12 protein-coding genes are annotated in these 19,128 nt (G+C 38.8%); all 12 read left to right on the plus strand.

Annotated features, from left to right (window positions below; all coding sequences use genetic code 11):
• Positions 1-120: 120 nt before the first annotated feature.
• The 12 genes from DWX96_RS06680 to DWX96_RS06735 all read left to right on the plus strand — a co-directional run bounded on the left by DWX96_RS06680 (position 121) and on the right by DWX96_RS06735 (position 19,028).
• Entirely contained in the window at positions 121-1,638 is a 1,518-nt protein-coding gene (locus tag DWX96_RS06680) for a sugar ABC transporter ATP-binding protein (RefSeq protein WP_118057069.1), read from the plus strand.
• Between the two features lie 12 nt (positions 1,639-1,650).
• Positions 1,651-2,610: an ABC transporter permease gene (locus DWX96_RS06685; RefSeq protein WP_242988749.1), complete on the plus strand. Its 960-nt coding sequence runs from the start codon at positions 1,651-1,653 to the stop codon at positions 2,608-2,610.
• A 66-nt stretch (positions 2,611-2,676) separates the two neighbouring features.
• The gene (locus DWX96_RS06690; protein ID WP_118057070.1) at positions 2,677-3,930 is read left to right on the plus strand and encodes a sugar ABC transporter substrate-binding protein; all 1,254 of its coding nucleotides are present in this window, start codon (positions 2,677-2,679) and stop codon (positions 3,928-3,930) included.
• A 78-nt stretch (positions 3,931-4,008) separates the two neighbouring features.
• Complete coding sequence (locus DWX96_RS06695; protein ID WP_118057071.1) at positions 4,009-5,016, plus strand: ABC transporter permease; 1,008 nt, start codon at positions 4,009-4,011, stop codon at positions 5,014-5,016.
• Positions 5,017-5,652, plus strand: a complete 636-nt coding sequence (gene pgmB / locus DWX96_RS06700) for a beta-phosphoglucomutase (RefSeq protein ID WP_117697681.1) — start codon at positions 5,017-5,019, stop codon at positions 5,650-5,652.
• A gap of 54 nt (positions 5,653-5,706) precedes the next feature.
• Positions 5,707-7,389 carry a glycoside hydrolase family 3 protein gene (locus DWX96_RS06705; protein WP_022242961.1) on the plus strand — a complete coding sequence of 561 codons (1,683 nt, stop codon included), beginning with the start codon at positions 5,707-5,709 and terminating at the stop codon, positions 7,387-7,389.
• Between the two features lie 33 nt (positions 7,390-7,422).
• Positions 7,423-9,963 (plus strand): alpha-L-rhamnosidase, encoded by a 2,541-nt coding sequence (locus DWX96_RS06710; protein WP_118057072.1) that lies wholly within the window; start codon positions 7,423-7,425, stop codon positions 9,961-9,963.
• Between the two features lie 13 nt (positions 9,964-9,976).
• A complete protein-coding gene (locus DWX96_RS06715) occupies positions 9,977-11,716 on the plus strand; it encodes a methyl-accepting chemotaxis protein (protein WP_022242963.1) in 1,740 nt (579 codons plus the stop codon).
• A gap of 35 nt (positions 11,717-11,751) precedes the next feature.
• The gene (locus tag DWX96_RS06720) at positions 11,752-14,571 is read left to right on the plus strand and encodes a prealbumin-like fold domain-containing protein (RefSeq protein ID WP_118057073.1); all 2,820 of its coding nucleotides are present in this window, start codon (positions 11,752-11,754) and stop codon (positions 14,569-14,571) included.
• Between the two features lie 149 nt (positions 14,572-14,720).
• Positions 14,721-16,379 carry an isopeptide-forming domain-containing fimbrial protein gene (locus DWX96_RS06725; RefSeq protein WP_118057074.1) on the plus strand — a complete coding sequence of 553 codons (1,659 nt, stop codon included), beginning with the start codon at positions 14,721-14,723 and terminating at the stop codon, positions 16,377-16,379.
• 20 nt (positions 16,380-16,399) lie between these two features.
• Positions 16,400-18,103, plus strand: coding sequence for a class C sortase (locus tag DWX96_RS06730; RefSeq protein ID WP_118057075.1), 1,704 nt, complete (start codon positions 16,400-16,402; stop codon positions 18,101-18,103).
• Complete coding sequence (locus tag DWX96_RS06735) at positions 18,045-19,028, plus strand: AraC family transcriptional regulator (RefSeq protein WP_117841630.1); 984 nt, start codon at positions 18,045-18,047, stop codon at positions 19,026-19,028. Before DWX96_RS06730 ends, DWX96_RS06735 begins: the two co-directional genes overlap by 59 nt.
• The last annotated feature ends 100 nt before the right edge of the window (positions 19,029-19,128 follow it).

Consider the following 19,128-nt stretch of genomic DNA (forward strand, 5'->3'; position numbering starts at 1 on the left):
AGTAAATAGAATTGGTTGTTACAAACAATTGGAAAACCACTTGAATAGATTATAATAGATTTAACAACAAAAGAAAAGTGATTTTCACAAAAACAATGATTACAGAGAAGGGGCATATGGATGAAGCAGGAAATCTTAGTAAAAGTAGAACATATGAATAAAAGATTTGGCTCTACCGTTGCATTAAAGGATGTTTCAATAGAGGTTTGTTCAGGCAGAGTTCTCGGACTTATTGGAGAGAATGGTTCTGGTAAATCAACAGTTACATCTATTATTGCAGGAATGCAGAACGCAGACAGCGGTACGATGACATATCATGACAAAGAATGGAAGCCGGAATCAATGCTGTATTCGTTGGAACATGGAATTGGAATGATTGTCCAGGAAACTGGAACAGTGCCGGGAATTACAGTAGCAGAGAATATATTCCTTGGCGAGACAAAATTTTTTAAGAGTTTTGGCGAAAAGCATAAATGGGGACCGGTTAAAAGGAAGCTGTTAAATCAGAAAGCACAGGAAGCCTTAGATGCAATCGGTGCCAGCCATATTCGAGCAGAACAGATGACAGCAAACCTTGATTTGCAGGAACGTAAGCTGATTGAGATAGCAAGAATTATGAATAAGCATCCGGAAGTGCTGGTAGTAGATGAGACTACAACTGCATTGTCACAGAAGGGAAGAGAGATTATCTACAATATTATGGAACAGATGAAAAAAGAAAACAAAGCGGTGGTTTTCATCTCCCATGATTTGGAAGAGATTATGGAAAAATGCGATGCATTGACGGTTCTTCGTGATGGAAATATTATAGTTACTTTTGATAAGAGCGAATTTGATGAAGACAAAATAAAATCAAGTATGATTGGAAGGCAGCTGGAAGGCGACTATTATCGAAGTGATTATGATGGAAGCTGCGAAGATGAAGTTGTCTTAGAAATGAAAGATGTAAATCTGACTGGCAAACTGATTGATTTTAATCTGCAATTGCATAAAGGAGAGATTCTTGGAATCGGCGGACTTTCGCACTGTGGAATGCATACACTTGGCAAAGTCATGTTTGGAAATAAAAAACCGGAGTCTGGTGAAATAAGAATCAAAGGAAAGAAATTGAAAAACGAAGCCGATGCAATGAAGCATATGGTTGGATATGTGGCAAAAGACAGAGACACTGAGTCGCTATGCCTGAATGCCAGCATCAAAGATAATATTGCTGTTGGCGGACTGGACCAGTTTACAACTGGTGGATTCCTGATTTTCCCGTGGAATGAAAAGAAATATGTTCAGAAACAGGTGGAAACATTAAGCATTAAATGTGCAGGAATAAATCAGTATGTTTCGGCATTATCCGGTGGAAATAAACAGAAGGTTGTATTTGGAAAATGGATTGGACGAGGCAGTGATGTATTGATTCTGGACTGCCCGACGCGAGGCGTTGATATTGGTGTGAAGCAGGCGATGTATCAATTGATGTACCAAATGAAAAAAGAAGGAAAATCAATTGTTATCATTTCAGAGGAATTAACAGAACTGATCGGTATGTCAGACCGTCTGATGATTATGAAGGATGGAAAGATTATGCATGAATTTCCAAGAAGTGAATCGCTTTCAGAAGCAGATGCGATTCAGTACATGATATAGGAGGCGGATGAAATGAAAACAAAGAATTTAAGAAAAAATGTTATGCTCCTTGCCCCTTTATTTGGTCTTGTGGCATTGCTGGTTGCTTTCTTTATCATTGGAACATCTAAAAATATAAATGTTGCATATGGAATGAAAAGTATTATCAACCAGTCAGTTGTGGTTGCAGTAGTAGCAACAGGTGCAATCTTTATTTATACCCTTGGTTCCTTTGATATCAGTCTTGGAGCATCTGTAGCAGTAAGCGCACTGGTAGGAGGGATTGTTTATAACAAAACAGAGAGCCTGGTAATAATGTTTGCAGCTTGCCTTGGAGTGGCGGTCTTTATAGGACTATTTAACTCAGTACTGGCATCTATTTTTAACCTCCCTGTTTTCGTAACAACGATTGCAATGCTAAGTGTATTGAATGCACTGGTACTGGTTCTGATTAAGATGAATGGAACAGGTTCTGAAATAAGAGTGCCAATGATGGCGGTCAGTAAGCTGAATACAACACAGTTTAAAATATTCGTATTAGCTGCATTTTTCTTAGTATGTTTACTGGTATTCTCTTTTACTAAAGTAGGAAGAATGCAGAAATTCCAGGGCGGAAATCCAATTTGTGCAAAATTAAGCGGTATTTCTGTAAAGAAAATGTCGATTATAGCATTTATCATGTCTGGAATAGGAGTTGGACTTGGCGCATGTCTTTCCATTGTCTATGCTCCGACTTTAACGAGAAATACTGCATCCAGTGTAGGAATGGATGTCATCATAGCGATTGTATTTGGTGGTATGCCGGTATCAGGTGGCGCAAGAAGTAAAATTTATGCAGCAGTAATCGGAGCTTTTTCCATGACATTGCTCAGTCAGATTATGGTGATGTTTAATCTGAATTCCGGAATTGGACAGATGGTAAAAGCAGCAATATTTATATTGGTAGTATTCCTGGCAACCAGTGACCAGAGAGGAAAGATGTTACCAAGATAATATCCATATGGTATTAAGTGATAGTCACTTTATACATAAACATGTAATGTACAGGAGGAAAGAAACATGAAAAAAATTCTAGCAATGTTGCTGGCAACGGTCATGGTAGTAGGATGCTTTACCGGATGCGGAAGCGACAAGAAGAATGACAGTTCTGAAGTAGTAAGTACAGAACAGTCAGGCAGCAAAGAAGAGACACCAGAACTTGATATGAGTGAAACCGTTAAAATGGGTATTCTTGTATCAGATGCAACAAGTGCAGAGGCGTTGGCATTCCGGACATACTATACAGAGTATATTCAGAAACAGTACAATGTTGAGCTTATTTATTCTGATGAATTAAAGGATGCAGCAGGGGAAACATCAGCAATTGATACTTTTATTACAAATAATTGTAAAGCAATTATTTCATTCTCATCCTTTGACCGTGCAGCACAGATTGAGCAGTGTGAAGCGGCAGGTGTGTATTATGCAGTTGCAACAGGAACTTTAACCGATGAAGAATATGAGACTTATAAGGGATATGAGCATTATGTAGGTGCAATCGGGCCATCTCTTGAAGTAGAATATCAGACTGGTTATGATATGGCAAATTACTATCTGGAGCAGGGCAAGAAAAACTTTGCTATCTTCGGTGGAGCAATTCCATATTATACAGATATGCATATTTATCGTGCAGCAGGTATGATTGCAGCTATGGTAGATGCAGGTGGAGCAGATGCTAATTACAAAGGTGCTACAGATGAAGCTGGAATTATTGGACAGATTTATGCAGATGGACAGATTGAAACCGGAGCAATTGGTGATGTAAATATCGTTGGTTATGTAGGTGGATATGACATGGATGATGCATGGTTTGGAAAATGTGCTCAGATGGCACAGACTCCTGACTTAGAGGTTATCTTAGCTGTTGGAAATGGTTCTGACTTCTTTGGAACAGCAATTGAAGGCACAGATGTTAAGATTGCCAGCGTAGATGCTTATGCAGAAAGCTATGGTACTGCAATGGATGGTGGAATGCTTGATTACCTTGCAGGTAAGTTCTCAGCAAGTATCGGACCTATCTTTATTGCAACTTATCGTGCAGTACTTGGAAGCCCGATCCGTACAGAAGATGGAAATGCTTTAGCTCTCAGCCAGGGTTACTGGGTTGCAACTTCACCAGAAGAGTTCTCTGAGTGCTATGCAGTAGACAGCTCTGTAGACAGCCCTGCATATACAAAAGGTATGTTAGATGGACTTCTTACAGCAGATTATGCATCATTTGAAAAATTTGTAAGTGCTTATGGATTTAAAGATATCCAGGAAGAAGCAAAATAAGTAACATATTAATAAAATTTTTGTTCTGCTCCGGAATTCTCCGGAGCAGAATTTAGAAAAGACATGAGGGAAAATAACATGAAAAGTAAAGGAAGAAATAGCATTTTAAAAAAGATAATTGGAACTTTGTGTATTCCGGTAGTGACACTGCTCGTAATGATACTCTTATGTCAGAGGAATGGTGTTGTATTTTTTGAATCAGAAGGAAACTGGATTTTGTTTTCCCGGGCAACAGCAACAGTAATGTTAACGACATTTGCTCTTTCATTGAATCTGAATTCCGGAAGATTTGATTTCTCAATCGGAGCAATTTCGTTATTGTCATCAGTAATCAGTGCATCAATTTGTTCATCCCATGGACTTTCAACACCATATATGCTCGTGATTTCTATTGTATCTGGAGCATTGCTTGGACTGATATCCGGAGCAATTTATGTAATTGTAAAATTACCACCGATTATTGTGTCACTGGGAGTAACACTGTTTTACGAAGGAATGGCATTCGCACTTACCGATGGTTATGGCGTGTCATTTGTAGCAAATAAAGAATTAACAAGTTTTCCAGGTGTTTTGAATTATGTACTTGTAATTGTAATTGGACTCGTTTTATTTATTGCGATTTTTGATTATACACAATTTGGTTATGAATATAAGTCACTATTATCCGGACAGAAGGTTTCTGTTAATACAGGAATTCATGAAGTATCCAATGCAGTAATCTGTTATACCATTGCAGGCGGCTTCATGGGTGTAGTTGGATTTATTAGTGCTTCAAATACAGGAAATATTCAGATGTCTTTAAACTTTGGCTCAATTGGAGTAATGTTTACAGCTTTCTTACCGATGTTTATCGGTGGATTTATCGGACGGTTCTGCAATGAAAAAATTGGTTATCTGTTAGGAGCAGTAACAACAGCATTCATATCATTGATGTATGCAAGATTAAATGTAGATGCATCCATTCAGCAGATTGTTACCGCAGTTATCCTGGTATTGTTCCTGATTTATCTGAATAACGAGAATAAGGTAATTGAGCTTGTAATGCTGAAGAAACAGTTGAAGAAAAAAAGACAAGAGGATAATTAGATGAAATATAAAGGAATCATTTTTGATTTGGACGGAGTAATCTGCTTTACCGATAAGTATCATTATCTGGCATGGAAGAGACTGGCAGATAAACTGGGAATATATTTTGATGAAACCATAAACAACCGGTTAAGAGGCGTAAGCCGGATGGAAAGCCTTGAGATTATTTTAGAGAAAAGTACAAAGAAATATTCCAAAGAAGAGAAAGAAGATTTCGCAGAGCAGAAAAATAAGATGTATGTGGAATTGCTGGAAGACATGACACCGGCTGATTTGCCAAAAGAAGTAAAAACAACCTTAGATGATTTAAGGAAACAGGGAGTTTTACTGGCAATTGGTTCATCCAGTAAAAATGCAAAGAGAATATTAAAACATTTAGGATTAGAAAATTATTTCGATGCCATCAGTGATGGAACGAATATTACAAAATCAAAACCTGATCCGGAGGTATTTTTGAAAGCAGCAGAATACCTGCAGTTAGAACCACAGGAGTGTCTTGTTGTAGAAGATGCGGTGGCAGGAATAAAAGCAGCTACAGCTGGAGGCTTTGATAGTGCAGGATTGGGTGAAGCGTCCGAATGTGAAATGACAACATATCCATTGAGCGGTTTTGCTGAACTGAGAAATATTAATTAAGAAAAGGAGCAGCCGTGGCTGCTCTTTTTGTGCCTTAAATGAAAGGAAAAAGAGATGAATTATAAAGAAAAACCATTTTATTTAGATGATGTAGACATTGCCTGGGTAGAAAATACGCTGGAAAATATGAGCCTGGAAGAAATGATAGGACAGTTGTTCTGCCCGATTGGATATTCAACGGATCCGGAGTATCTGAATATGTTATTACATTTCCATATCGGCGGATTATTTTTCCGGGATGGTGTGGCAGAAGAGATGCAAAGTACATTTACCTATGCGCAGGAGCACACAAAGATTCCGCTTCTGATTCCATCAAATTTAGAAGCGGGAGGAGATGGAGCGGCTACCAATGGAACTGCATATGGAAAACAGATGGCATGTGCAGCTGCAAATGATCCGGTATATGCATATCGTCTGGGAAAGATTGCCTGCTCAGAAGGAAGTGCATTAGGAATTAACTGGGCTTTTGCACCGGTAGTTGACATAGATAGAAATTATCATAATCCAATTACCAATGTCAGAACATATGGCGATGATCCGGAGAAGGTTTATGCCTATGCAAGGGAGTATCTTCGTGCAGCAGATGAATGCAATATGGCAGTCTCAATTAAGCATTTCCCGGGAGATGGTGTGGATGAAAGAGACCAGCATCTTTTGACATCGGTAAATAGTCTTAGCATGGAAGAATGGGATAAATCCTATGGAAGTATTTATCAGCGGCTGATTGACGATGGTGCCAAAACTGTTATGGCAGGGCATATTGCAATGCCAGCGTATCAGGAACATTTTAATCCACAGTTAAAGGGCAAGATTGTTCCGGCTTCTCTTTCCAGAGAGCTTTTGGTGAATTTGCTTCGGGACAAATTAGGATTTAACGGACTTGTCATTACAGATGCAACACCGATGGTCGGATTTACGGCAGCCGGTAAACGAAGTGAAACGGTACCAATGGCAATAGAAAATGGCTGTGACATGATTTTATTCAATAAAGATTTAAAAGAAGATTATCAGTTTATGCTAGATGGTTATAAGAATGGTCTGTTATCCCGTGAAAGATTACTGGATGCAAACAGACGCATACTGGCATTAAAGGCTTCTTTAAGATTACATGAAAAGAAGATAAAAAGACAGCTGGTTCCTGGAAAGGAAGCATTAAAAAACTTACGCACCACGGAGCATATACAGTGGGCAAAAGAGCTGGCAGACCAGTCTGTTACACTGGTGAAAGATATTGCAGAGAATCTTCCAATCAGTGCGAAGAAGACACCGCGTATTTTGCTGGAAATTTTAGGACATTTTCCGTCCAATGAAAGAGTAGTCGGAAAAGTAAAAGAAGAACTGGAAAAGAGAAATTTCCAGGTATTCCTCTATGAGAAGGAAGATTTCGAAAAGGGTGTCGATAATGTAACAGCTTTTAAAGATAAGTATGACATGGTAATTTACATCGGAAATGTGGAAAATGCCAGCAATCAGACCACCAACCGGTTAAACTGGTATACCTTCTGGGGACAGGGAAATAATGTTCCGTGGTTTGCAGAAGAAGTACCGGTAATTTTTATCAGTGTAGCCAATCCATATCATTTACTGGATGTGCCAATGATAAAAACGTATATTAACTGTTACTCCAATAATGATTATGTATTAGAGGCAGTAATAGCAAAGATTGCCGGAGAAAGCAGATTTAAAGGAGTAAGTCCGGTAGATCCATTCTGTGGACGAATCGAACTTTCCTACTAAAAGAATAACGAGACATAAGGGAGAACCGGTTATATGTATATCAGCAGATTAAGAGTAAATCATAAAAAAAATCCATTAGGTTTTAATTTGGCAAAAATCCATTTGTCCTGGGAAGTAAAGGATGTCTGTGGAAAATGGGCCGTGGAAACAAGAATTATAGTATCAGAGAGCAGCAATATGGAAAAGCTGGTATATGATTCCGGAGTACAGGAGAATTATCATGAGAACCAGATGCTGGTTTCCTTCGACTTAAAACCAAGAACCAGATATTACTGGCAGGTAGAAGTTAAAGATGACAAGGGAGACTGCGCAAAAAGTAATCCGGCATGGTTTGAAACGGGAAAACTGCAGGAAAGCTGGACCGCAAAATGGATTGGAACAGAAGAAAATGAAAAGAGAATGCCTCTTTTATATAAAGAGTTTGAATTAAAAGAGAAACCGGAGTCTGTCAGATGGCATGTATGTGGTCTGGGATTATATGAAGCATATGTCAATGAAAAGAAGGCGGGCAGAGAATTTCTTATGCCGGGTTATCATTGCTATGACAGCTTTTTAGAATATCAGACACTGGATGTTACAGAACTGTTATCTCAGGGAAAGAATAAAATTGCGGTTCTGTTAGGCGAAGGCTGGTATAAAGGAAGATTTGGATTTGATGGTGATTACAGAAATCTATATGGTAATCAGAAGAAGTGCATTGGAGAATTACATATACGATATGCCAATGGACAGGAAGAATGTATTGTAACAGACAGCAGCTGGAAGGCAGAAGAAAGCAGCATATGTGAAAATGGAATCTATGATGGAGAACATATTGATGAGACATTAGAACACAAAATGCTTTCCGTGGAGGAAATAGAAGAAACAAGACCACTTGTGGAACGATTTAATCCAAGAATTCATAAAGTAGAAGAATTTCAACCGGTATCAGTAAAACAGGAAGATGAAGCACTTTTGCTGGATTTTGGGGAAACAGTCACCGGTTGGGTAGAAATAACTGGTGCATTTGAAACAGGTCAGAAAGTTATGATGCAGTATGGAGAAGTTCTGCAAAAGGGCAGATTTTACAGGGATAATCTCCGTACTGCCAAAGCAGAATTTACATATGTATCGAAGGGAAAAGGAGAAACCATACGTCCTCATTTTACCTATTATGGATTTCGCTATGTGAAAATAAAAGGTCTGAATCCGGAAAAAGAATATAAATTTATTGCTTATCGTATTATGTCTGATATTGAGAGAACCGGCTGGGTGGCAACAGATCATGATAAGGTAAATCATTTATTAGAAAATACACTGCGTTCCCAGAAATGTAATTTTCTGGATATTCCAACGGATTGTCCGCAGCGTGATGAACGAATGGGCTGGACAGGTGATGCGGGAATTTTTGCATCCACAGCATGTTTTCATATGGATAGCGGAAGTTTCTTTCATCACTATATGAAAAATATGCAGGCTGAGCAGGAAAAATGTAATGGAGCTATTCCGTTCTTTGTTCCAAGACCAAAGGTAAAAAAAGAAGAACATACGAATCCTTTCTATCTGGATTCCGGAGCGGCAGTATGGGGAGATGCAGCAACGCTGATTCCATGGAGACTCTATCAGTTTTATGGAGATAAGGCAATGTTAGAGGAACAGTATCCTGTTATGAAAGCCTGGGTGGATTACGAATATGAGAGAACAAAAGAGAATGAGATTCCGTATCTGTGGCAGAATGACAGGCAGCTGGGAGACTGGCTGGCATTAGACAATGGAAATATCAATAATCCGATTGGAAAGACAGACAGTGGCTTTATCGCATCCGTTTACCATTATTGGTCAACCAAAATGGTGAAAGAAGCGGCAGAAAGTCTAGGATTAGAGGAAAGTAAAGTATATGCAGAGAGAGAAAAAGAGATTCGGAATGCAATTTTAAATTATTACTTTCCAGATAAAAAGTTTTGCTTGGAATACACACAAACCGCTTGTGCACTTTTGCTTTATTTAAAACTTTATCCAGAGGGAGAAAGAGAAGTTATAACGGCAAAACTGGCAGAGTTACTTAAGAAAAATAATGGACATTTAAATACAGGTTTTGTTGGAACACCAATTCTGTGCATGGCTTTGTCAGAGAATGGACAAAATCAGCTTGCTTATGACCTGCTTTTAAACGAGGACTATCCAGGATGGCTGCATGAGGTGAACCTTGGTGCAACAACGGTATGGGAACGATGGAATTCATTGGAAGAGGATGGAAGTATCAGCGGAACCGGTATGAACAGCTTAAACCATTATGCATATGGAAGCATTGCAGAATGGATATACAGATACATGTGTGGTCTGAATCCGTCTATAGGAGAGGCGGTAAAGATGACCATATATCCGATGCCAGATCAAAGATTAAAAAAAGCAGAGGGAAGCTGGAGAAGTGTATTTGGTAAATATGTCTGTGCATGGAACTGGAAGAGTGAGCAGGAAGTAGTCTGTAACATAGAAGTTCCATTTAATGCAAATGCGAGATTTATTTTGCCGGATGGAACGGAAGAGATATTAGACTGCGGAAAATATGAAAAAATTTTAAACATACGTCCTTAGAGAAGGTGTAAATATGAAGAAAACAATAAAAAAAGAATTTCTATTTATGGCAATTGGTTTATTTCTGGTAATGGTAATTGGAATTACGGTAATTATCGGAGAGGTAACAAAAATTGAACAGGCAGAGCAGCTTGTTACGGATGGCTATATTTCCATGGAGAAATATTATGGAAGAGTGGAAAAGAAAATTGAAACCTGTCAGAAATATGCCAATATTTTAACCGCACTCAGTGATGAAGACATGCTGATTGCCGGGGATATCAGTGGAAATATGGAAACAGAGGAAGAAGCCATTGCCCAGTATCTCACGGAAATGGAAAAGCTGACCAAAGATATTTCAGAGCAGAGTTTAACCGACAGTTTTATGACTTACAGCAGTGTAAATAAAGAACTGATGGAGCAATTGAAAGAATGCAGACAGGCAAGAGATGATGGAGATATTGCAAAAGCAAAATCCATCATTGGAGGCAGTGCATTAGAAAAAATACAGGCGCGGGAGTCGGCATGCAATGATTTTCAGGAAAAGTTAGATGAGAATGTAAAACGCAGTTCACAGAATATGAAAGCCCGGACCCAAAAAACTTATCTTATCAGTGTAACAATCGGCATATGTTTTCTGATTATCTGCTTAGTTACATACATACTGGTGAATAAGGCGATTATTCAGCCACTCAAAAAAGCAAGTTTACAGTTAAACCAGATGGTAGAGGATATCCAGAATGGAAATGGAGATTTAAGCATCCGGATTCCGGTAAAAAGGATGGATGAGATAGGACAACTGGTTACAGGAGTAAATCTTTTTGTAGAAAAATTACAAAATATCATGAAGCAGTTAAAAGATGGTTCATCCGATATGGACGAAGTTGCAGATAAAATGAACAGGCAGGCTGGAAATATCGGAGAAGAGACCATGAATATGTCAGCTGTAATTGAAGAGTTATCTGCAGGAATCATGGAAATTAATGACCGTTCCGGACAGGTTAGTGAACGGGTTGGAAAAATAGTAGAAAATGTCAGAGATATATCAGAGGAAACCGGAAATGGAGTTCAATTCGTAGATGAAATGCGTGAACGGGCAGATTATATCGAGAAAAAAACAGCAGAAAGCAAAAAAGAAACCAATGATATGATTGGCAGTTTAGGACATAGCATTGCGGACAGCTTAAAAGGAAGCAAAAAAATCTATGAAATAGGAAATCTGACAGAACAGATTCTTGGAATTGCAGAACAGACTAATCTTTTGGCTTTGAATGCTGCAATAGAGGCTGCAAGAGTAGGAGAGGCGGGAAAAGGATTTGCAGTAGTAGCATCTGAAATCAGGGAACTGGCAGATAATAGCCGGGAGACGATGGGTGAGATACAGACAATTAATATGTCTGTGACCACAGCAGTCAGCACACTGATTGAACAGGTGGAAAAAATGATGGAGTTCTTAAATCAGAACATATTGCAGGATTATAACGGTTTTGAAATGATGGCTTCCCGCTACCGCCAGGATGCAGACTATATGGGAGATTTTTGCGGAACAATCAATCATAATGTGCAGGATATGTATCAGGCAATGGATGAAATGAAAGAAAACATGGATACCATAGCAACGTCTATCGATGAAAGCTCGGAAGGGTTACAGGTCTTCGCAGGAAGTGTCGAGGATTTGGCAAAAGCAGTAGAAGATATCAAAGAGCAGTCATATGTAAATCAGACCGTATCAAATGGACTTAAAGGAGAGACAGAAAGGTTTATTAATATATAGTGTTTATTAAAGAAGATATTTAATGGAGAGGGAAAATGCTTTTTTGTGGGAGAAAAAGGAAACATAAATTTCATATAGTACAGGCATTATTAGCGGTAACACTATTACTTCTGCTGTCTTTTGCACAGAATGCGAATGCAAAAGAGCAGGAAAATGGTGAAGAAATTTATGAAACAGAGATAGGTGAGTTAGAGCAGAGTACAGAAGAAACAGAGGACACAGAAGATGTAGATAATACAGAAGAAAACAAGATAGCCTTTTTTTCACAGACTTATGGAAGTGGCACGATTTCACTGGGCAGTTATAACGGTGGAGGAACAATTTCTTTGACAGAGGATGTGACAGCTTCAGGCATTTGTCAGTTAAATGGTGTTTTGAATATTGATTTGAATGGCCATAAGATGACGATGCAGAATAACGCAAGTTTTATGTTATGCAGCGATAATGCAGTACTCAATATCCGGGATTCTGCCGGTGGAGGTGTCATTTACGCATCCTGTCAGTTAATCTGGATCTATAGTGGCGGAACAGTAAATTTATATGGTGGAACATTGGAGGGGGAGAATATGACAAAGCTTCCACAGAGTGGTGGCTGCGTGAACTTATCCAGAAACAATATGGGAACACCGGTATTCCACATGTATGGTGGAGTTATACGTAATTTCCAGGCATCACAGTATGGCGGTGCAGTATATGTGGCAAGCACTTTCTCCGGGAAGAAACCGTCTTTTTATATGTATGGAGGTACAATTGAAAATTGTAATGCATCAGAAGGAGCTGCTGTTTATGTAGATGATTCCGGAGATGGACCAGGCTATTTCTATATGAAAGGTGGAACGAAGACAGAAGAGGGCGGTGAAAGCAAGGCTGTGATACATTGCGCAGCTTATAATGGAAATAAGACTAAGAATGCCATATATAATTATGGATATTTTGGAATAGAGGGTGTTATAGATATAGAAGGAATTGTATATCTGCACCAGAATAACTGGGCAAGCACGACGAAGCATTTTATTAAGGTTACAGACAGGCTTGTTGTAGTGGGAGATGGATATATAGATATTGATTCAGCATATCCCAACAGTAATGCAGTCTGTACCGGACATACAGTTATTGAAAATGCGACACAGACCGAAGGAATTTCGCAAAATCCAATCTCACAGGAAGAATTTTATACTTATTCCAGTTATTTTATTAATTCTACAAAAGGATTGATGATTTCGGCGGGATTTGACCCGGCGAAGAATGAAATGGCTGGAAAGGAATATCCGTCCAACTGGCCGTCTTATCAGGCAGATTTGTACAGCAGGAAGTATACCTATAAAGATGTAAAGGGACAGACCATGCTGATTCAGGCTTCTGATTCACCAGGAGACAAAAGACAGATGCAGAATTATAATTATCTGATTTATACAGAACGGGATAAATTAGAGGAAGATTATGCTGTGTACTATAGTATCAAAATATCAAAACGGGATATTGGAACGGATGACAGATTAAATGGGGCTGTATTTTCACTTAAGAAAAAGAATATAGCGGAAGACGGAACAGTGCGTTATGAAGATATCGGAATAAGTGGAACAACCGGTATGGAAGAAGATGGCGTGGCGGCCGGTGAAACTTATATTTATCTGGATGCTGAGAAAATGGGAAAGTTAATGGTAGATGATGGAACTTATGTTTTGACAGAGGATACTGCGCCGGATGGGTATGTGGCAAGAGGTGAATTAGCTGTTATTGAAATTAAACATAAGCTGGATGAAAGTACCGGAAAGACAGTATCAGTTGTAGAAGTGGTTGCCAATAACAAAGTGCTTGGAACGTCAGAACAGGTAGTGAATTCTACATATGGCGACAAAGGAATGCTGGTGAATAAAGAAATTGTGTTTACTTTGAAGAATTCTACGGAACTGTTAGAAGAAAATATAGATTATACCATTCAGGTGGATAAGTACCGTGACACAGAATACCAGCAGAGACTCTCAGGAGCGCATTTTGAATTATATACAGCAGAAGAACCGGTTACACTGGTGGCAAACGGAACAACAGATACAAATGGTACGGTAAAACTGCTGGATTTAAATGGCTCAGAATTTACCTGTTCAAAAGGAGCCCATTATAAATTAAAAGAAGCAGAAGCACCGGAAAACTTTTATCTGATGTCAGATGAGATAGATATCAGGATAAAAGAAGAAAATCAGGTATTTATCAATGACGTTTTATTGGAAGATGGAAATACACTTTCCGGGGCAGATGCAGGTGGCACAACAGAATATGGGGACTGGCGTGTGACAAGGCAGGAAGATGCCATAGTATTTTCTGTTTATGATGAGGAAAAACCACCGACATGGACTTTACAGGCAAGAAAATATGGAACAAAAGTAATTGATGCATTGGCTCTGTCTGGTGCAGAATTTACGTTATATCAGGTGGAATCATCCGGCGAAACGGAAATTATATCGCTTACAAGTTCGGATGGAACAGATGGACATGAAATCGGAGAATTAGAATTTACAGATACAAATGGAGAACCACTGCAGCTTGCATGTAATACAACCTATATTCTGCGGGAAACACATGCACCTGTGGGATATGAAATAATGGAAGATATTATCTTAAGTATAAATGAGGATGCTTCACAAATAGAAGTAACGCAGGGTGGGGCAGGTTATGGAGAGGCATCATATGATGCGGTAAATAAGGTATTAACACTTTCAATTATAGATAAAGCAGTATATCGTATGCCAGAAACAAAAAGTGGAGGGCTCTATCCGCTTGCGGTTATCGGTACACTTTTCATGAGTTTTTTTGCCGTACTAATGCTGGTGATTTCCCAACGCCAGCAAAAAGTATAGGTTCTTCACCAATCAGTAGTATAACTTAGTTTTTTTTAAATTCCCTAAAAATGTAAGAATGATTGACAGTGTTGATATAAACTGGACGATTGCAAGGCGGCCTGGAGCACCGCTTTGATAATTGTCTGAACAAGTAAAGGAGAGAGAATATGAAACAGAGAGTAAGAAGATGGAAGGCAATGATGATGGCAGTAATGCTGGTACTTAGTATAATTCTGCCGGCGAAAACGGTTAGGGCGGCAGATCTTGCCACTACGATTCAGGTAACCGGAATCGAGGAAGGATGTAATGTTTATGCATATGCAGTTGCAATTGATGCAGTAGATGCAAATGGAAATCATTACTGGAAATACAATCCGGAGGGAAATGTTGAGTCGAGAGTAAAAGATGGCAAAGTGGATACAGATGATCTGGTTTATTTTTATATGAATCTGAATTCAACAATGGGAGCTGATGACTGGGATTTACATGATGGAGAAGGAGATGCTGTTGTAGATAAGACTGTATTACACATGCAGTATAATGCTGCAGATGCTTCCTATAGTGTATCAAATGTAAAACCTGGTTTATATGTAATCGCTGCAAATAAACAGGTCAAAGAATATTCTTATAGTGGTAATGTGGTTGCGGTAAATTATCAGTACAGTGGTACTGGAATAGCATCTATTGCAGATGAAAACGGAGTGATTCATGTAGCAGCGAAGAAATCCAGCGATCCAACCATGAAGAAGGAAGTAATTGAAAATGGAAATGCATATAAATATGGGGATGCGAATATTGGAGACACAGTAGAATTTAAGATTACGATGACAATTCCGGATTATCAGGGATCCTGGTTATCTGATAAGTTACATTATAATATTAAGGATTCACTCACAGATGGACTGACTCTGGATGTAAGTTCTATTAAATTAGAAGGAACATCCATCAATGATTTATTTGTAACAAACAAGAAATGTACTTCAACCAATATTACAACCTCCACAAGTGGTTTTACATTAGATTTATATGGTGAGGATGTTTATCAGTATGCAGGAAATACGATTGCAATTACTTATCAGGCAAAAGTAAATGAGAAAGCAAAAGTAAACTTTGATTCAGATGAGAATAAAGCAACTTTAAAGTATTCTACGGTAGCATCCGGTACTGATATGAGTGATCCGATGCAGGATATCACACATCATTATACATTTGGATTTGATACTCTGGTAAATGGAACTGGTTCTGAGAAAACTACAGAGATTACCAAATATGGTGTAAAGACAACGACAGAACTTGATAATAAAGTAGCACTGGACGGTGCACAGTTCCAGTTATTTGATGCAAATGGAAAGCAGTTATATTTTACCAGTGATGGTGAATATACTACCGAGACAAGTGGAACATATGATTATATTGTATCAAAAAACAATGGTCAGCTGACAGCAACCGGTCTGGATGCAGGTACATATACTTTAAAAGAGTCCAAGGCACCATTGGGATATGCATTGGATAAGACTACTTATACGATTGTAATCACACCGACTTATAATGAACTGACAGGAGAATTAAAGAATTATACGGTAAGAGTAAATGGCGCAACTGGAAATTCTATTACTTTTACACATGAAAAGCTGGATAATGGAACAATAAATACAACAGACAATGCTGCAAATGCAGATACGTTTGGAATTAATAATACACCACTTATTACCTTACCGGAGACAGGTGGAGCAGGAATGATTGCACTGACTGTTGCAGCAGTTGTCTTAATGGCAGGATTTGGAACAATGTTTGTTTCATTGAGAAAAAGAAAACAGGTAAAATAATTAAGAGAGGGCAAAGTAGAATGAAAGAATCTGTACGTAAAACATTAATGTTTCTCATGGCAGTTGGCTTTTTGACAGGCTTTGCCCTGCTGCTTTATCCAATGTTTTCTAATATGTGGAACGAGTATAATAGCAAATTAAAGTTTGAAGAATATCAGTATGAAAATGCAGAAAAAGCGGAGGATACCAGTTTAGAAGAGGAGTGGGAGAAAGCAGCGGCATATAACGAGCGGTTGCAGCCAATTGTAATTCCTGATAGTTTCATTCAGGCAGAACAGGAGGAAGTAACACAGCAGGATAGTGAATATATGTCCTGCCTGAATCAGAATGGGGATGGTATGATGGGTTATCTGTCTATTCCGAAGATTGGCGAAATTATACCTGTATATCATACTTCCAGAGAAGAGGTATTACAAAAAGGAGCAGGACATATCCAGGGTTCATCGCTGCCAATCGGTGGAACTTCAACACATGCATCCATAGCAGCGCATCGGGGAATTCCAGGAATGTCCCTGTTTACAGACCTTGATTTACTGGAAGAAGGAGACCAGTTCTACTTATATATATTAGATGATATTCTGGCATACGAAGTAGATCAGATAGAAACTGTGATGCCGGAAGATACAGAGATTTTAAATGTAGAAGAAGGGAAGGATTATGTAACGCTGGTTACCTGTACGCCATATGGTGTAAATACGCAGCGTTTATTGGTGCGTGGACACAGAGTGCCTTATGTAGAGGAACAGGAGAAGGAGCAGGAAAGACAGGCAAAGAAAAGCATTCATACGAATTATCTGGCATGGATTTTTATTGGAATAATAGCTGCTATAGGCTCCATTGTAATATGCAGAAGTATCATCTGGATGATAAAGAAAAAAAGCAGCCATGGAACAAAAGGGAGAAAGCACAGGAATAAAATAGTTTGTAAAATACTATTCATAATGATATGTTTTGCTGGTCTGCAGCCAGAGAGTGTACGGGCAGAGGAGGATATTCCGGTATCGGAACCATGTTCTATTACTTTTGAAATTCCCAATGCATACCGTGCAACTTTAAAAGAGCAGAAGCTGGAGCTTAGGCTATATCGCATTGCAGATATTACAGAGACAGGGGAATACCGTGATTTAGAAAAATATTCCGGGTTAAATATACAGGAGTTATCCGTGGAATCATCCGCCCGTGAATATAAGAAAAAAGCAGAAGATGTGGCGGCATCTCTTGGGGTTACCGAATGGGATGAGAGTGCAAAGACAGAACCGGATGCAGAGATTGAACTGACAGATAATACAGGAAGCAAGGATGGAATGGAAGCCGGAGTATATTTAGTTTGCATGAAACCGCTTTATTTATCCGATGAAGTCTATCAGGCAGATCCGTATCTGATTACACTGCCTGGTTTTATGGAGAATATCGAAAAAACAGGTGATGGAAAGTATGTCTGGATGAAGGATGCGGTAGTGGATTTAAAGCTGGCAAGGAAGGCAGTTTCAAGACCTCAGGAACCGCAGGAAGAAAGGGAGGAACCTGTGACTCCACTGGAAACAAAGGAGATTAAGACAGGCGATGAGACGGAATGGCAGCAGACTTTCGTATTACTGGAAGCTTCTGGAAGCATATTGGCGGTATTGTTGTTTTTAGGAAAAGTTTCATTGAGGAGAAAACGGGATGAGAAAAGAACTTCTAGACGAATTGATGATAATATCGGAGGAAGAAAAGAAGTATAAATCAGGACAAAGTACGGTGGAACAAAGTCTGTATGCGAAAGATAACCTGACAGAGATTGACAGAAAAAGATTACTGCAGCGAGGAAAGCTGATTACGGTACGTCCACACAGCCGGTTTGTGGATTTCCCGGAGCATAGGCACAATTATGTGGAAATGATGTATGTGGTACAGGGCAGTATTACACATTATATAGAAGGAAAAGAACTGGTATTGCGTAAAGGAGATGTGCTGATGCTGAATCAGCATGTGTCACATGCAATAAAAAGGGCTGAGTATGAAGATATTGGAATTAATTTTATTGCATTACCGGAATTTTTTGAAGTTCCACTTACGATGCTGCATGAGAAAAATGTACTGGCTGATTTTGTAATTGGTGCAATGCGGCAGAAGAATCCAGTTTCCCATTATCTGCTATTTCGTTTAAAAGAAGATTTACAGGTGGAGAATCTGATGGAAAATATGATAGAATCCATGCTGCATACACATTGTAATGAAGATATTGCCAATCAGTATACCATGGGGCTTGTATTTTTATATCTGTTGAATCATCTGGAAAATTTGAGCCATAACTCATCCCTTGATTATAAGGAAACTGTTGTACAGGCGGTGATGGAATATATTAACAGTGATTGCCAGAATGCAAATCTGACTAAGATTGCGGAAGATACCCATCAGTCGATGACAGTATTGAGTAAATTGATGAAGCAGAAAACAGGATATACATTTCAGGAACTATTGCAGAGAAAACGGTTTCAAAAGGCAGTATATCTGTTAGTAGAGACTGAACTTACGGTGGAGGACATTGCACTGGAAGTTGGTTATGAAAACCAGAGCTATTTCTATCGGCAGTTTCAGAAACGCTATGGAATGACACCAAAAAAATATCGTGATTTACATAAGAAAGACGTGCATATAAGAATTTAAAACAAGGAAAATAAGGACAGTTTTTTGGTCTAATGAGAGGCTAACAAACTGTCCTTATTTTTGTTAGATTTAGATTAACGAACAGGAAGAAGGAGTGTGA

Source organism: Roseburia sp. AF22-2LB (assembly GCF_003461125.1).
GTDB lineage: Bacteria > Bacillota > Clostridia > Lachnospirales > Lachnospiraceae > Roseburia_C > Roseburia_C amylophila.

Coding starts and splice junctions, on each gene's coding strand:
- DWX96_RS06680 (WP_118057069.1), top strand. CDS start 121: ATGAAGCAGGAAATCTTAGTAAAAGTAGAACATATGAATAAAAGATTT.
- DWX96_RS06685 (WP_242988749.1), top strand. CDS start 1,651: ATGAAAACAAAGAATTTAAGAAAAAATGTTATGCTCCTTGCCCCTTTA.
- DWX96_RS06690 (WP_118057070.1), top strand. CDS start 2,677: ATGAAAAAAATTCTAGCAATGTTGCTGGCAACGGTCATGGTAGTAGGA.
- DWX96_RS06695 (WP_118057071.1), top strand. CDS start 4,009: ATGAAAAGTAAAGGAAGAAATAGCATTTTAAAAAAGATAATTGGAACT.
- pgmB (WP_117697681.1), top strand. CDS start 5,017: ATGAAATATAAAGGAATCATTTTTGATTTGGACGGAGTAATCTGCTTT.
- DWX96_RS06705 (WP_022242961.1), top strand. CDS start 5,707: ATGAATTATAAAGAAAAACCATTTTATTTAGATGATGTAGACATTGCC.
- DWX96_RS06710 (WP_118057072.1), top strand. CDS start 7,423: ATGTATATCAGCAGATTAAGAGTAAATCATAAAAAAAATCCATTAGGT.
- DWX96_RS06715 (WP_022242963.1), top strand. CDS start 9,977: ATGAAGAAAACAATAAAAAAAGAATTTCTATTTATGGCAATTGGTTTA.
- DWX96_RS06720 (WP_118057073.1), top strand. CDS start 11,752: ATGCTTTTTTGTGGGAGAAAAAGGAAACATAAATTTCATATAGTACAG.
- DWX96_RS06725 (WP_118057074.1), top strand. CDS start 14,721: ATGAAACAGAGAGTAAGAAGATGGAAGGCAATGATGATGGCAGTAATG.
- DWX96_RS06730 (WP_118057075.1), top strand. CDS start 16,400: ATGAAAGAATCTGTACGTAAAACATTAATGTTTCTCATGGCAGTTGGC.
- DWX96_RS06735 (WP_117841630.1), top strand. CDS start 18,045: ATGAGAAAAGAACTTCTAGACGAATTGATGATAATATCGGAGGAAGAA.